Here is a 15,523-nt window from a genome sequence, read left to right as displayed (position 1 = left end):
CCTCTCGCGGGTGCGCAAAATCTTAAGCGAAACCCCGCAAAACCTTGACGCCTAGGGCCTTCAGCCCTATACGTCCGCGGTTCCTGGAAATGGACATGATTTTGGACCCCCGCGCGGCGCCATGATGCGCTGCCAGGTTGCGGGGATGGAAGAGGATTTTGTGCGATGTCTCGGCGCTGCGAACTGACGGCCAAGGGCCCGCTGGTGGGTAACAAGGTGAGCCACTCGAACATCAAGACCAAGCGGCGCTTCCTGCCGAACCTGGTCAACGTCACCTTCATCTCGGACGCACTCGGCCGCAACGTCCGCCTGCGCGTCTCCACCAACGCGCTCAAGAGCGTCGACCACAATGGCGGCCTCGACGGCTACCTCCTCAAGGCCAAGGCCGACGTGCTGTCGCCCCGCGCGCTGGATCTCAAGCGCGCGATCCAGAAGAAGGTCGGCAAGCCGGAATACGTGAAGAAGGCGAGCTAAGGTTTAGCTCCGCTTCATAGCGGTTGAGAGTTTTGAACGGCTGGGTCGAAGGACCCGGCCGTTTTTGTTTTTGGAAAGTACCGGAGAGCATCGACAACTACCTCTTGGTTGATCCTGTAGGGATGCAATCTAGACACGAATCATAGCTAATTCCGAGATGACTGACCGAATTGTACGACAGGTTGCTCCGAAACCAGACGACGCGAATCAGAGGAAACTCTTCTCTGAGTTTTCCGCTCGCCCCAACCTCGTGCTGTTAGGCGCTCCGGGTGCAGGGAAAACGCATCTCTTTACAGAGGCTGCAGCGGGAAACGGCACCCGTGTCACAACTCGCGATTTTCTGAATATTCCGTCATTTCCGTCTGACGTGGCATTGTTCATCGATGCGCTTGACGAGCGTCGCGCGGGGCGGGGCGATCAAGGCACCATTGATGCCGTAGTAAGGAAGCTATTCGAGGTAAAGCCGAAGAAGGTCCGCATCTCATGCCGAGAGAGCGATTGGCTAGGCGAAACGGACCTTGCTGCGTTTCAACCGTACTTCGACCAATCAGGCGGTTGTGTTGTGCTCACACTTGAACAACTAACACTGGACGAGCAGTGCGCCGTGCTCACTGCTCAAGGCACGCTCGATCCAAATGAATTTCTAAAGCAAGCTCGTGAACGAGACCTAGAAGACTTGCTCGTCAATCCACAAAATTTGCTGATGCTGGCGAAGGTCGTCGTTGGCGAAAATTGGCCACGCCATCGGACCGAGCTATTCGAAAAGGCGACTGAAATTCTGTTGTCCGAACATAATCCTTCGCGTTCCCGTGCGGGTGACGGTGTTTATGGACCACACGAGCTTCGAGGACCGGCAGGCGCTGTTTTGGCAGCACGACTGATTAGTGATGTCGGCGGCGTCAGCCTGACTGAAAACCAGGTCAATGACGATTATCCAAGCTACCGAACTTCGCCGTTTCAGAATCTTGAAAAGGTGCGGGCTGCACTGGGACGACGCGTCTTCATTGGAAACGGCAACGAAGCCGCCGACTACACCCACCGTACAACAGCGGAATATCTCGGCGCACAGTGGCTTGCGCAGCAAATAGCGAGTGGCCTTCCGATAGGACGCATTCGTGCATTGATCGGTGTAGACGGTCATCCAACACCAGAATTACGGGGCTTGCATGCATGGCTGGCCGTCTTGTGCCCGGCACATGCCAATGAACTGATCGATGCCGACCCTTACGGCGTCCTCACCTATGGCGACGCAGCGACTCTACGCCCCTCACACCGTAAACGATTGCTGGCCACACTTGCCCAATTATCTGAAACCGACCCGTGGTTTGGCCGGGAAGATCGCACGGCCCCTAATCTTGGAGCGTTGGCCAGCACAGATTTAGCGAAGAACTTCCAACACATTCTGCGCTCGAAGGAAGCAAACTTCGCACTCAAAAAACTTGTTCTGGGCGCACTGGCTGCCGGCTCAGCTTTCCCGGGATTACACAAGGAACTCCTCGGTTTCTTCTTGAATGCCAAGGAACCATACACCTTGCGCAGCCTGGCTTTCGAGACCCTTAAGAAATCGGGTCTCCCTGGCGTTGCGGCCATCAAGAAGGCTTACCGGAAGCTGGGGAAGTCCGATTCAGACATTCGTCTTCGCGCTGAAGTTATACGAGGTTTGTATGAGGAATTCACGGCTACCGAAGTCACAAACATCCTAAACGATGCCCTCGAGTGCAAAACTGATCTCCCCGGCGGAGTGCTGTGGTACGTTGCGCAAACAGTTTCGACACGCGATATACCGGCGATTTTTGCAGGCGTCGACATGCGCGATCGCGTTGTCGACCCCGACACGAGGGCGGCCCGAGCCGAGCGCCACAACGCTCATGATGTAAGCTCTGCGCTCGCACGTTTCCTTCTTAGATTCCTACAAGAATCTACTGCACCTATTTCCGCAGCATCTCTTTGGAAAATGTTGTCAATCCACGCCGCGCTGGGCGGATTACACGCCGGCAGTGAGGGAGTTCAAAAAGAACTTTCGCAGCATCCTGAGCTCTTGCGCGCCCTTTTTGAAGAGGCCATGGATGAACTTGGTACAGACTCGTTGGACTATGGGGCGCTGTGGAGGTTCCGCGAAGCGACTATGCAGTCTGCGGACGAGAATCTAGTTGCGCAATGGATGGCCGAACGAGCCCAAAGCGCGAAAGACCCTCCAACCAAACAAGCCTTTGTTTACCAAATGGCAATTGGACTCGCGATCAGCGCGACGAACCCAGCGCTTTTTGATCAGCTTTATGCATTCGGCGAAACGCGGTCAGACCTCGCCTCGGTTCGAGCACTCAATGTCGCTTCAGTCATTGAAGATTGGCGACGCCAATCGGCAGCACGGCGCGTCAAACGCCAAGCTGACGTTGAAATGAGCACTGCAGATACACTGCAGATGTTTAGCCGGGACCAGGATAGGATTCGGCGCGCAGAAGACCCCGGTTGGTTGACGTGGCTCGCAAAAATTTATCTTGATCCGAACGAAGGGAGCGAAGATGACGTTTCGCCACGGGTAAAACTCGAGCGACGAATTGGAGCCAATAATGTCCCGATCGCGTTGGCTGGCTTAAGAGCCGCGCTGGGAAGAAACGACATCCCCAGCGTCAAGGACGTGGGCCGGGCAGTTGTAAAGAACAGCTATCCTTATAGCTGGTACGTCCCGATTGCTTCAATGGACGAACGTTGGTCTGTCCAACCTAAGTTGTCGGGCCTTTCGGACGATTTGCTGAGGAGACTAATCGCGATCAAGCTTGTGATGCACACCGAACGCCGGGTCGAAAATGTAGTTAGCCAAAGGGAACATGCGTGGCTTACTACAGCACTACATGAACGACTAGATTTAGTAACCAGTGTTTACCACCAAATCGTAAGCATGGCTCTTGAGAAGAACGTCAAGATAATCTCTGGCCTATATGAACTTTTGAACGATGAAGCCTTTGTTAGCGTCCGTCAGGATATCGTCCTTAGGCTGCTCAGCAAATTTCCTGCGGCGCCCATTGAACATCTCGAGCAGTTGCTAAAAGTCGCAGTTTCGTTGCCGGAGATCGGGCCACAGCTGAACAAGCTCGCAGAAACGGCCTTAGGAAAAGGACAGAAACTCGACAGAATTCAACGCGAACTTTGGCTGAGCGCAGCCTATTTGATCAATCCAACTACATACGTTGGAGCCTTTCGGCGCGCGGCTCATAAACCAGGAATCATTTGGCAGCTTCGATCATTGCAGAGCACTCAAAGACGTCGCAACTTCTCCGACTTGAGCATAGACCAACTCGAAACGATCATAAAAGCTGCTGCGCAACACTTTCCTCAGGTCCCGCACCAATCAGGATGGGGCGATACGAATCCTTGGGATGGCTCGCAATACATTCATGCATTGATAAATCATGTCTCGTCGCTGGCAACCAAGGATGCAGCGACACTACTGAAACGATTAGTCCACCTAGCGTCGTTGACGACCTATCAGGACTTAATCAAGCACGCGATCTCAAATCAGAGCGCGCGGCTCCGAGAGCTTGAGTATCAGCAACCCGATTGGCAACGGACAGTGTCTGCGTTGCTCAATGGTGCACCCGCGAACCATGCGGACCTACAGGCCTTGGTACTCGACCATTGCCGCGACCTCAACAACGAGATCACAAATCGTAACATCGACGTATACAAGCAGTTTTGGAATGAAAAATCGCACGGAAGAATTTCGTCGCCTCGATCGGAAGAAACTTCGCGCGACATTCTTGTCGGGATGCTTCGAACTCGGCTGCACCCACTTAACATCACCGTAGAGCCAGAGGGCCATATGGCCGCCGACAAACGCGTTGACGTGTCGGTCGCCCTCGATCATCGCAAAACCATGATGGAATGGAAACGGGATTACCACCCCGATGTGTGGCATGCATACGAGACTCAGCTGGATCGTCTATATACACCCGACCCTGATGCAAGCGGCTATGGCATCTATGGCATCTTCTGGTTCGGGTCACGACGGCCAAGAAAGATGCCCGCTAGACCAGATGGTGGGCCGCAGCCGCAATCCGCAGCAGAAATGAGACAAATTCTTTCCGAAATGATTTCCCCTGAAAAGCGTGAAAGATTGGGCGTCATCGTCCTTGATCTTTCCGGGCCGCCAACCAGCCGCGCACCTAGCGGGAAGAAGCTAGTTAAGAAATTTAAGAAATCGGCCGCCAAGAAGACTAAGTCAAAGATCGCAAGACGGTCGAAAAAGAAACTGGTTGGAAAAAGAAGCGGCCATTATTAGCTTCGCGAGAATCTGTCGCCAAACGCCTGCCAAGGCAGAGACGCCGTCGAATAAAATAAGGAGAAGCGCCGCGAACTCGGTGTTCCCGATGTTGCGTCGCCCTCGCCACCTTACGAATCTCTTGCTAAACTTCCGGCTGCATTTTCTCCGGGACACCCCTCATGACACCCAGAAACATCGTCATCTGCTGCGACGGCACCGGCAACGAGATCTCCGAAAACATCTCCAACGTCCTGAAGCTCTATCGCTGCCTGCGCAAGACCGAGAAGACCGAGCCGCGGCAGCTGGTGTTTTACGATCCCGGGGTCGGCACGCTGGCGCGGCCGGACCCGTGGCACAAGCTGAAGCAGGATTTCAACGCCATCCTGGGGCTCGCCACCGGCTATGGGCTCGATGACAACGTGCTCGCGGCCTACTCCTTCCTGGTGCAGAACTGGCGCGAGGGCGACCAGATCTACCTGTTCGGCTTTTCCCGCGGCGCCTACACCGTGCGCGTGCTGGCGGGGCTGATCCACAAGATCGGTCTGATCACGGAGGAGCAGGCCAATCTCGCAGGCTCGGGCCTGATCGCCTACAAGCAGTTCTCCAGCGACGAGGCGCCGAAGCTGCGCGCCAGGTTCAGATCGGCCACCGATGCCGCCGCCGCCGAGGATGCCGAGCCGCCCTCGCCGTTCGACAACGCCGCGCAGTTCGCGCGCATCACGTCCACGCGCTGGCCTACCATCCGCTTCGTCGGCGTCTGGGATACGGTGGCGAGCGTGATCGTGCCGCGGGCCGACCGGTTCTATCTCCCGAGCCTGGAAGAACTGGCCTGGACGCTGGCGAACCCGAGCGTGCAGATTTTCCGGCAGGCGATCTCGATCGACGAGCGGCGCTGCATGTTCCGGTTAAAGAAGTGGGACGCGCCGCAGACCTACAAGCCGGTCCGCTTCAACGACATCAAGGACACGCCGCAGGATATTCTGCAGGTGTGGTTTTCAGGCGTGCATGCCGATATCGGCGGCGGCTATCCCGAAAAGCAATCCGCCCTCTCCAAATATCCGCTGCTCTGGATGATCGACGAGGCCGAAAAGGCCGGCCTGAAGTTCAACCACGCCAATGTCAACCAGCTCGCCTGGGGCATTCCGCGCAAGAACAGCCCGTTCTCCTATGTCGCGCCTGATGTGCGCGGCGAGGTGCATAATTCTCTTGTTGGCGCGTGGTGGATTCTCGAATTCCTGCCGAAGAGCGCGAAGTACCGGGAATGGCCGAAGCGGCAGGTGTATCTTGGGTTCTACATTCCGGATGCGGAGCCGAGGGTGATTCCGGAAGGTGCGGTTGTGCACGAGTCGGTGGTGAAGCGGATGGCCGAGGTGAAGGATTATCGCCCGGTGAACCTGCCGGAGAAATACGAGACGTGGCCGATGCCGGTGAAGGCGGAAGCGGTGGAGATGCCGGCGGAGGTGTGAGGCACACTGAAGCCACGCGAACGGCGCGTTCCCTCCCCCCTTGCGGGGGAGGGCTAGGGAGAGGGGTGGCGGCAGCGGGACTGCCGGTGTGACGCTTCACCTCACCGCGCGTGCGGTGACGAGACAACAGCAATCCCCTCACACACCGCCGATGACGCCACCCCTCTCCCCCGCCCTCCCCCGCAAGGGGGGAGGGAGCCGACCGTTCGCGCGGCTCGCTTCTCGCAAACAAGCCGAAACTGCGACAAAACAACCCGACGGCCGCGCCCGGCGTAGCCTTGGCGGAGCCGGGGCAAATCACTTCCGATTTACGGAAATCGTGTCAAGTCCTAAATTTCCGAAAACCAAAAATATTTCCCTTCCCTTCCACCCCAAATCACCTGCACATCAATACCCATCCCGTCCCACTCAGAGGGGCGTCGGCCGTCGTCATGACGAGGGGCGGGGATGCGGTGGACGTTGACGTTGCGATTGACGGTCGCGGCTGAGGCGTACGGCGAAAGCGTGTGGTCCTGGCGCCCGTAACGGCGTCAAGCTCCAAGGAAGCTAACGCTTCCGAGGAGTGACGGTGGCAATAGAGGCCGTCTCACCGGGGAGAGCGCGTTATAAGCCGTAAAGCCACTGCGCAGGGAATGTCGGATGTTCTCCGCTGCCCTGTATGCTCATGTGCAGCTTTCTTAGCACAATCGCACATGAGACCGCGGGTGCAGCGCGCATCCGGCATTCCCTGCGCCCTCTGGATTTCGGGGGCGGAACGAAATTGAAAACCTCGGGCGCAATGCGTCGCGAGAATGCGAAGGTGTGTTTGTCACCACTCGCGCCATACGAACGGTCGGCTCCCTCCCCCCTTGCGGGGGAGGGCTGGGGAGAGGGGTCCACACGGGCAGTCCCGATGACGCCACCCCTCTCCCTAACCCCAAGAGCGAGCTTCGCTCGTCTCGACCCCGCAAGGGGGGAGGGAACGCAGTTGGGCTCGCGATGACAGAGGTGCAAAAATCCCTACCCCACCTTCCCCATCAGTGCGTCGCCAAACGCGGCGCCCCAAATCTCCGTAGTTTCACTGAGTAGCTTGCCCAATGGACTGCTTCGCTTCGCTCGCAATGACGGGGAGAGGCCCGCCACACACCCCGAATTTTACCGACTGTTCAGCTATTCCCCATACCCTTTTCGCCTGTGCCAGAATTGGCTTCGAACGCTCAGGACGAGCGATGCTAGAACAATCCATCGCCGATGAGGTCGAGGCGGCCATCAAGGCCGGCTCGGCGCAAAAACACCTCGAAACCTTCCGCCGCGTCACGGACCTGTTCCTGACCTCGGCCGACGGCTTCAATGGCGAACAGATCGAGCTGTTCGGCGACGTGCTCGAACGGCTGATCAGGACCATCGAGCTGCGCGCCATCGCCGACGTCAGCGCGCGCATCGCGCTCGCCGAAATGAGCAGCCAGCTCGCCTCCGTGAAGCAGGCGCCGCATGCCGTGATCCGGCGCCTCGCCCACAACGAGGACATTTCCGTCGCAGCGCCGGTGCTGACCGAATCCGCGCGGCTGTCGGCGGAGGATCTGGTCGAGCTGGCGCAGAGCAAAAGCGAGGCGCATCTGCTCGCAATATCCGGCCGCTGGTGGCTCGCCGAGATCGTCACCGACGCGCTGCTGGCGCGGCATTACCCGAGCGTCAGCCGCAAGCTGGTCGCCAATCCCGGCGCCAAGGTTTCCACTGGTGGTTTTGCGGTGCTGCTGGCGCAGGCCGAACACGATCCGGAGCTGGCGGTCGAGACAGGCATCCGCGTCGACCTGCCGGCGCATATCAGGCGGCAATTGCTGCGCGACGCCACTGAAGCCGTGCGCACGCGGCTGCTGTCGCGCGCGCCGCCGCATCTGTTCGAGGAAATCCGCGGCGCCATCGCCGCCGCCGCCGACGGCGCCAGCCGCGAAATGTCCCGCGTGCGCGATTTCGCCTCCGCCAAGCGCTACGTGACGCTGCTCGCCAAGAACGGCCAGCTCAACGAAGGCGCACTGATGAGTTTTGCGAGGCAGCGCAAATACGAGGAGACGGTGGCGGCACTCGCCGAACTGTCGCGCTCCGGCATCGACGTCATCCGCCCGCTGATGCAGAGCCTGCGCGATGAAGGCCTGCTGGTTCCCTGCCGCGTCGCAGGATTGAGCTGGGAAACCGTGGCCGCCGTGCTCGACAGCCGTTTTGCGTCAGGGAATATGGGCCCGCACGAACTGGCAATGGCGAAATCGCAATACGCCAAGCTGACGCTGGACAACGCACAGCGCATGCTGCGGTTCTGGCAGGTGAAGGCGACCGATGCGCCGCCGGGAATGAATTGACGGATGCGCGCAAGGCGCATCCGTCATCCCGGAGCGGTGCGAAGCACCGAATCCGGGATCTCGAGATTCTCAGGTGCGCAATTGCGCACCAAAGTTCGATGCTACGCATCGCCCCGGAATGACGACGTCACGCCGCGCGGATCAGACTCGCGTCGAGGTGCTTCAGCCGCGGCATCACTTCCTGCTTCAAGAGCCGCAGCGAATGGTGCCACGCTTCCGGCTTGTGCTTGTAGTCGAAGCCGAACACCAACAGCGTGCCGAAGCCGCCGACCTCGTGATAGATCTTCTCGATCTTCTCGGCGCAGGTCGAGGGCGAGCCGACGATCCAGTTGCGTTTGGCGCAATAATCGGCGGTGACATCCGAGTCAGGCACGTCGGGCGCGTGCTTGAGGTAGTCCTTGAAACCGAAATGCCCGAGCAGGGGGAGAAAATACTCGGTCATCATCCGGCCCATCATGTCGCCGACCGACAGCCGCCAGGCTTCCTCGTCGGTGTCGGCGATGAACACCTCGCGCACCAGCCGCCAGTCCTGCCGGTTCGGCTTGCGGCCGGTCTTGGCGGCGCCGATCTCCACCGATTCCCAGTGGCTGCCGACATAGGCCGGGTTGAGGTTGAGGCTCATCGGGATATAGCCGCGCTCGCCCGCGAGCTTGAGCGTATCCGATCCCTTGGAGAGGCCGGCGACGCCGATCGGCGGATGCGGCGCCTGCAACGGCTTGAGGTGCGGCTTGAGGAAGTCGAACATCACGTCGGGCTTGTTCACCGTCCAGAACTTGCCCTTGTAGGACCACGGCGCATCCTCGGTCCACATTTTGAGGATGATCTCCAGCGCCTCGCGGGTCATGTCGCGGTTCTGGCCACTCATTCCGTCGACGTTGAACATCGCCCAGTCGCTCGGCAGGCCCGACGCCGCGACGCCGAAATTCAAGCGGCCGCCGGAGAGATGGTCGAGCATGGCGACGCGGTTGGCGAGTTCGGCGGGGTGGTGATAGGGCAGCAAAAAACCGCCGGGGCCGAGGCGGATATTTTTGGTCTGCAGAAACGCCTGCGCCAGGATCAGGTCGGGCGAGGGGTGCGGCTCCCAGGGCGCGGTGTGGTGCTCACCTATCCAGGCTTCCTGATAGCCGAGCTCATCGAGCCACCGCAGCGTCTGCAAGTCCCAGTCGTGACCCTCCTTCAACCCGCACTCCGGCGGATGGGACGGCATCGTGAAATATCCGATCTCCATGGGGCGTCCTCTCGCTGTTTTTTCAAAGCGCGTCTGTCGCGCGCAAGCCAGAGCATAGCACGCCGGGCGTGTGGCCGAGATATGACGAAACCAATGGGCAGAAATTCGCGCGACGTGCCGCTTCGATACTTACCGCGTGCCGAACGTGGTGGCGCCGAACAGCGCTTTTTGCGTCGAGGGTTGCGAGCGCCAATATTGCGGCGGTGCAAACACTTCGCCGCCGAGTTCGGCGGCGGCGTGCCAGCCCCAGCGCGGGTCGTAGAGCATGCCGCGGGCCAGCGCGACCATGTCGGCCTTGCCGGAGGCCACGATCTCCTCGGCCTGTCTGGCTTCGGTGATCAGGCCGACTGCGATCGTCGTGAGGCCGGTCGCCTGCTTGATGGCTTGCGCGAATGGCACCTGATAGCCGGGGCCGAGCGGAATTTTTTGCAACGGCGAAACGCCGCCCGAGGACGCGTCGATCCAGTCGACGCCGCGCTGCTTCAGCGCCTTGGCGTATTCGATGGTCTGCGCCAGATCCCAGCCGCCGTCGACCCAGTCGGTCGAGGAAAGCCGCAGGCCCACCGGCTTGTCGTGCGGAAACGCCGCGCGCACCGCGTCGAACACTTCGAGCGGAAAGCGCATGCGGTTTTCCAGCGACCCGCCATATTGATCGGTGCGCTGGTTGGAGATCGGCGACAGGAATTGATGCAGCAGATAGCCGTGGGCGCTGTGCACCTCGATGGCGTCGATGCCGAGCCGCTCGGCACGCCTGGTGGCAGCGACGAACGCGTCGCGCACCCGCGCCAGTCCCGCCGCGTCGAACGCCTTTGGCGGCGTCTCGCTCTCCTTGTGCGCAATCGCCGACGGCCCTTCCGCCCGCCAGCCGCCTTCGGAAACCGGGATCAGCTGGCCACCGTCCCAGGGCGTGTGGCTCGACGCCTTGCGGCCGGCATGAGCGAGCTGGATCATCACGGCCGCCTTGGAGCGCTTGCGCACCGAGGCCAGGATCGGCTTCAGCGCGGCCTCGTTGGCGTCGCTGTAGAGGCCGAGGCAGCCCGGCGTGATCCGGCCGATCGCCTCGACCGCCGTTGCCTCGATGCAGAAGATCGCAGCGCCCGACAGCGCCAGCGAGTTGATATGCGTGAAGTGCCAGTCATTGGCGTCGCCATCATCAGAGGAATACTGGCACATCGGCGCCACCATGATGCGGTTGGCGAGTTTCAGGCCACGCAGCTGGATCGGGGAAAACAGGTTGCTCATGTGGGATGTCCGGACCGGGAGGGAAGGATGCTGGCCTCTAGCGTAGCGAGCCGTGCCCCTCCCCTCAACCCGCCGCCAGCGCAACCCTCCCCCTTACTGCTTGATCCCTGCGGCCTTGATCAGCTCAAAATTGGCCGCGATCTCGCGCTTGAGAAGTGCGTCCATCTCGCCAGGGGTCATCGGCATCGGCTCGATAGCGAGCTTTTTCAGACCCTCCTGCGTCACCGGATCAGCCAGCACCTTGGTGCCTGCCGCATGCAGTTTGTCGACGATCTCGCGCGGCGTCTTCGACGGCACCAATACGCCGAACCAGATCGCGCTGTCGGCATCCTTCAATTCGATGTCGACCGGGCTCGGCACGTCGGGCAGCTCAGCGGCGCGCTTGGCTGTCGATACCACGAGCGCACGCACCTGGCCCTCGCGGATCAGCGGCAGCGCGGTTGCCAGCGGGCAGAAATAGAAATCGATCCGGCCGCCAAGAATATCGGCGATCACCTCGCCGCCGCCGCGATAGGGAATGTGGGTGGCCTCGAAGCCGGCGGCGAGCCGGAATTTCTCGGAACTGATATGGACCGCGCTGCCGATACCGACCGAACCGTACGAGATCGATCCGGGCTTCGCCTTGGCGTCCGCGATGAAATCCCGGATGGTTTTCCACGGACGCGAATTCGGCACGATCATCACATTGGCGGTGGAGCCGATCATCAGCACCGAGGCGAGGTCGCGCGCGGCATCGAAGGCCAGGTTCGGAAAGATCGCCGGTGCAATCGTCAACGCGTTGGAGTTGGAGAGAATGCTGTAACCGTCGGGATCAGCCTTCGCCACCAGGCCCGAACCGATCGTTCCACCCGCACCGGCGCGATTCTCGATCACGATCGGCTGGCCGAGCTCGACCGCCAGCCGGTCGAACAGCAACCGCGGCACGACGTCGGCCGCGCTGCCCGCCCCAAAGGGGATGGTCGCCTTGATCATCCGGGTAGGCCAGGTTTCGGCCTGGGCGGCAAAGCCCGCGAAAACGATCGAAAGGATGAAAACTACGCGAATGGACCTGGTCATCAAATGCTCCGGTTTCACTGCCCGCAGCGCTGCAAGAACCGTTCCGAAAACAGCGTTGCGCAGTGCCCCCGCCAGCCTCAATCCACCAGCGTGAACTGCAGCAGCAGATTGCGCTGGATCATCGAGAAATTGTCGTCGGAGATCAGCGTCAGCACCGTATCGCCCTCGTCAGTCACATGGGCGTCGATGCCTTCCAGATTGTCGATCTCGCTGCCGAGATCGGCGTTGAAGATCGTGGGACCGTCGATCACGGCACCTAGGGCGATTGAATTTGGCGCGATGCGCCGGATCCGGACGCCGATGCCGCCGAGCATGGAAAACTTGCGCTCCAGCAACAGCAATTGACCCGAGGGCAGCAACACCGCGTCGCTGACGTCGAAATTCTCGGTGCGGCGGATGCCGAACTGGCCGGGCGTCTTGCCGCCGATCAAAAAGCCCATGATGTTGCCGCCGGCATCTAACCCGCGTTCGGAGATCGCGATCAGCGTCCCCGCCGGGGCAAAGCCGTTCGGCACCATCACCAGCGCTTCGATCCCCTTGTTGAACGGCAGCTTGCGCGCCGCCGGCGGCAACGGCAGCGGCTCGCCGAGCGAGCGCGTAAAACCCTTGGCGAAATCGAACCGCAATAGCTGATTGACGCGTTCCAGGCTGACGTAAACGTAAGAACCATCGAGTGCGAGCGCCTCGGTATCGTACCAGCCGCGCGCGGTGATCGGCTTGCCATCAGGACCGAGTATCGGGGAGGCTTCGACATCGTCGAGGCCGGTCATCTCGCGGCCCTTGTAGACGATGCGGCCGGTAAACCAGCCGCCCTTGTCGCTGATGGCGATGAAGCGTTCACCCTTGGCATCGAGCCGCAGCCCCGACAGGCCGCCGAAGCCGCGAAACCGCGAAGTCAGAATCAAGCCGCTGCGATATTCCAGCGAGCCAAACCGCACATGTGAGCGGTCGCGGGTATCGAACGACGGAAGCGGCCTTGCATTGACCTCGATCGAGACCGGCGCGGTGACCGAATATTCATCGGGGATGGCCGGCTTCGGCGGCCGCTGAACTGCGGTCTGCGCATGCGCGACGGCAGGCAGCGCCGCGGCCGAGAGCGCCGCCGCTGCAGTTTTCAGAAAGCGACGGCGGCTGCCAGGTGCGCGCATACTCTCAGGAATGCAGACGGCGTGGCCGGCGCGTTGTCGTGGGCGCGGCGCCGTGGGTCTCGCTGAAGAGCTCGGCAAGCTTTTCGGTGATGGCGCCGCCGAGTTCCTCGGCATCGACGATGGTCACCGCACGGCGATAATACCGCGTGACGTCGTGACCGATACCGATCGCGATCAGTTCGACCGGCGAACGGGTCTCGATCTCCTCGATAATGTGACGCAGATGCCGCTCGAGGTAATTGCCTGGGTTGACCGACAGGGTGGAATCGTCGACCGGCGCGCCGTCGGAAATCATCATCAGGATCTTGCGCTGCTCGGGACGTCCGAGCAGGCGCTTGTGCGCCCAATCCAGCGCCTCGCCGTCGATGTTTTCCTTTAAAAGCCCCTCGCGCATCATCAGCCCGAGATTTTTTCGCGCGCGGCGCCAGGGGGCATCGGCGGACTTGTAGATGATGTGGCGCAAATCGTTCAGCCGGCCGGGATTGGCCGGCTTGCCGGCGGCAAGCCACGCCTCGCGGGATTGCCCGCCTTTCCAGGCGCGCGTGGTGAAGCCGAGGATCTCGACCTTGACGCCGCAACGCTCCAACGTCCGCGCCAGAATGTCGGCACAGGTCGCCGCCACCGTAATGGGCCGGCCGCGCATCGAACCGGAATTGTCCAGAAGCAGCGTCACCACGGTGTCGCGGAAGGTCGCTTCCTTCTCGTGCATGAACGAGAGCGGATGATAGGGATCGGTGACCACGCGCGAGAGCCGCGCCGGATCGAGGATGCCTTCCTCGAGATCGAACTCCCAGGCGCGGTTCTGCTGGGCCATCAGGCGGCGCTGCAGCCGGTTGGCGAGCCGGGCGACGATGCCCTGCAGATGCGCGAGCTGCTTGTCGAGATAGCTGCGCAGCCGTTCCAGCTCGTCATGGTCGCACAGATCCTCGGCAGCGATCACCTCGTCGAACTTCGGCGCAAAGGCGTGATATTCCGGCCCGCGCGGTTCATTGGCGCCGCGCGAATTCGGCCGCGTCGCCTCGCCCGGGGTCTCGTCGTCGCCGAGTTCGCCATCATCGAAGGTGTCCGACGTGGACGCCTGCGCGCTTTCCATCGCGCTCTCCGACATCTCGTCGGTCGAGGCCTGGGCCTGGTCGGCGCTCATTTCCTGCGCGGCGTCAGAGTCGGGCGAGCCTTCGGCGCCGGACTGATCGTTCTCGCCGTCCTGGTTCTCCTCGTTGTTCTCGTCGTCATCGGCATCAGCGTTGCGATCGTCGCCAAGGTCGAGCGCCGACAGCAGATCGTGCACGAGGTCGCCGAACTTGGCCTGATCCTCGGTAACGCGGCTCAATTGATCGAGCCGCGCGCCGATCTTGTCTTCCAGCACCGGACGCCAGAGGTCGACCATTTTCTTGGCCGCCGTCGGCGGCGCCATGCCGGTCAGCCGTTCGCGCACCAGCATCGCCAGCGCATCCGACAGCGGCGCGTCGGCGCGGTCGGTGATCTCGTCGAATTTGCCGCGATGGAAATGATCGTCGAGCATCGCGGTGAGGTTTTTCGCGACACCGGCCATCCGCCGCGAGCCGATCGCTTCGACGCGCGCCTGCTCGACCGCCTCGAACACGCCGCGCGCCTGCGGATTGCCCGGCATCAGCTTGCGGTGGACCTTGGGATCGTGACAGGCGAGTTTCAGCGCGATCGAGTCGGCATGGCCGCGCACGATCGCGGCATCGCGTTTCGTCATCTTGCGCGCAGGTTCGGGCAACCGGGCCTTGCCCGGCGCGAGACCCGGACGTTCGGCCGCGAACGTTACTTCGAGCTCGGGGGCTCTTGCGATCGCGCGCAGGCACGACGTCACCGCGCGCTTGAACGGCTCGGTCGGCGCTTCCTTGGATCCGGTGCGAAATTTGGAGTTGGATGTGCTCATAGCGCTTTCGTGAACCAATGGCGCGTCACGCCTTCAGGGTAACCCTCGATCGAACCGAATTCCTTATAACCGCAGGCGCGGTAGAAACCCGGCGCCTGAAAACTCATCGTATCGAGATAGGACCGCGTGGCCCCAAGTCGTCTCGCTTCGTCTTCAATCGCCTTGATCAGCTTTGTTCCAAAATCCTTGCCGCGAAGTTTCTGCTCCATCCAGAACAGCTGTATGAACAGCACCGTGGTCCAGACTTCGCCTACGATCCCGCCGACGATCTTGTCGCCTTCGCGCAGAGAGATGGCGAGGCGCTTGTATTTCTGCTTCCCCATCTTCTCGGTGTTATAGCCGATCAATCCGCCGAGCACCGCCTTCTTGGTCTTTCCAATGGTGCGCTCGACGGAAATTTTCGGCATGG

10 protein-coding genes are annotated in these 15,523 nt (G+C 60.9%); 4 read left to right on the top strand and 6 right to left on the bottom strand.

The window, feature by feature from the left end:
* The first annotated feature begins 165 nt into the window (after positions 1-165).
* The 4 genes from rpmB (at position 166) to ABIE49_RS23540 (ending at position 8,534) form a co-directional block, all read left to right on the top strand.
* Positions 166-474 carry a 50S ribosomal protein L28 gene (rpmB, locus tag ABIE49_RS23555; RefSeq protein ID WP_192736494.1) on the top strand — a complete coding sequence of 103 codons (309 nt, stop codon included), beginning with the start codon at positions 166-168 and terminating at the stop codon, positions 472-474.
* A 157-nt stretch (positions 475-631) separates the two neighbouring features.
* Positions 632-4,753, top strand: a complete 4,122-nt coding sequence (gene eruA / locus ABIE49_RS23550; RefSeq protein ID WP_192736493.1) for an NACHT domain-containing antiphage protein EruA — start codon at positions 632-634, stop codon at positions 4,751-4,753.
* Between the two features lie 161 nt (positions 4,754-4,914).
* Positions 4,915-6,201 carry a T6SS phospholipase effector Tle1-like catalytic domain-containing protein gene (locus ABIE49_RS23545; protein ID WP_192736492.1) on the top strand — a complete coding sequence of 429 codons (1,287 nt, stop codon included), beginning with the start codon at positions 4,915-4,917 and terminating at the stop codon, positions 6,199-6,201.
* A gap of 1,208 nt (positions 6,202-7,409) precedes the next feature.
* Positions 7,410-8,534 (top strand): DUF2336 domain-containing protein, encoded by a 1,125-nt coding sequence (locus tag ABIE49_RS23540; protein WP_192736491.1) that lies wholly within the window; start codon positions 7,410-7,412, stop codon positions 8,532-8,534.
* Between the two features lie 127 nt (positions 8,535-8,661).
* Here ABIE49_RS23540 and ABIE49_RS23535 read toward each other — a convergent pair whose 3' ends face one another.
* The 6 genes from ABIE49_RS23535 to ABIE49_RS23510 form a co-directional block, all read right to left on the bottom strand.
* The gene (locus ABIE49_RS23535) at positions 8,662-9,762 is read right to left on the bottom strand and encodes an LLM class flavin-dependent oxidoreductase (protein ID WP_192736490.1); all 1,101 of its coding nucleotides are present in this window, start codon (positions 9,760-9,762) and stop codon (positions 8,662-8,664) included.
* 129 nt (positions 9,763-9,891) lie between these two features.
* Positions 9,892-11,004, bottom strand: coding sequence for an NADH:flavin oxidoreductase/NADH oxidase (locus tag ABIE49_RS23530; protein WP_192736489.1), 1,113 nt, complete (start codon positions 11,002-11,004; stop codon positions 9,892-9,894).
* A gap of 93 nt (positions 11,005-11,097) precedes the next feature.
* Positions 11,098-12,060: a Bug family tripartite tricarboxylate transporter substrate binding protein gene (locus ABIE49_RS23525; protein WP_192736488.1), complete on the bottom strand. Its 963-nt coding sequence runs from the start codon at positions 12,058-12,060 to the stop codon at positions 11,098-11,100.
* Between the two features lie 77 nt (positions 12,061-12,137).
* Complete coding sequence (locus ABIE49_RS23520) at positions 12,138-13,208, bottom strand: esterase-like activity of phytase family protein (RefSeq protein WP_192736487.1); 1,071 nt, start codon at positions 13,206-13,208, stop codon at positions 12,138-12,140.
* 4 nt (positions 13,209-13,212) lie between these two features.
* Positions 13,213-15,114, bottom strand: a complete 1,902-nt coding sequence (cobT, locus tag ABIE49_RS23515; protein ID WP_192736486.1) for a cobaltochelatase subunit CobT — start codon at positions 15,112-15,114, stop codon at positions 13,213-13,215.
* Complete coding sequence (locus ABIE49_RS23510; protein WP_192736485.1) at positions 15,111-15,521, bottom strand: GNAT family N-acetyltransferase; 411 nt, start codon at positions 15,519-15,521, stop codon at positions 15,111-15,113. The genes cobT and ABIE49_RS23510 overlap by 4 nt, the downstream gene beginning before the upstream one ends.
* Positions 15,522-15,523 lie beyond the last annotated feature (2 nt).

It is taken from the genome of Bradyrhizobium sp. OAE829, from assembly GCF_040546575.1.
Classification (GTDB): Bacteria; Pseudomonadota; Alphaproteobacteria; order Rhizobiales; family Xanthobacteraceae; genus Bradyrhizobium.
Note: the sequence above shows the minus strand (reverse complement) of the source record. Positions and strands in the feature narration are given on the sequence as shown.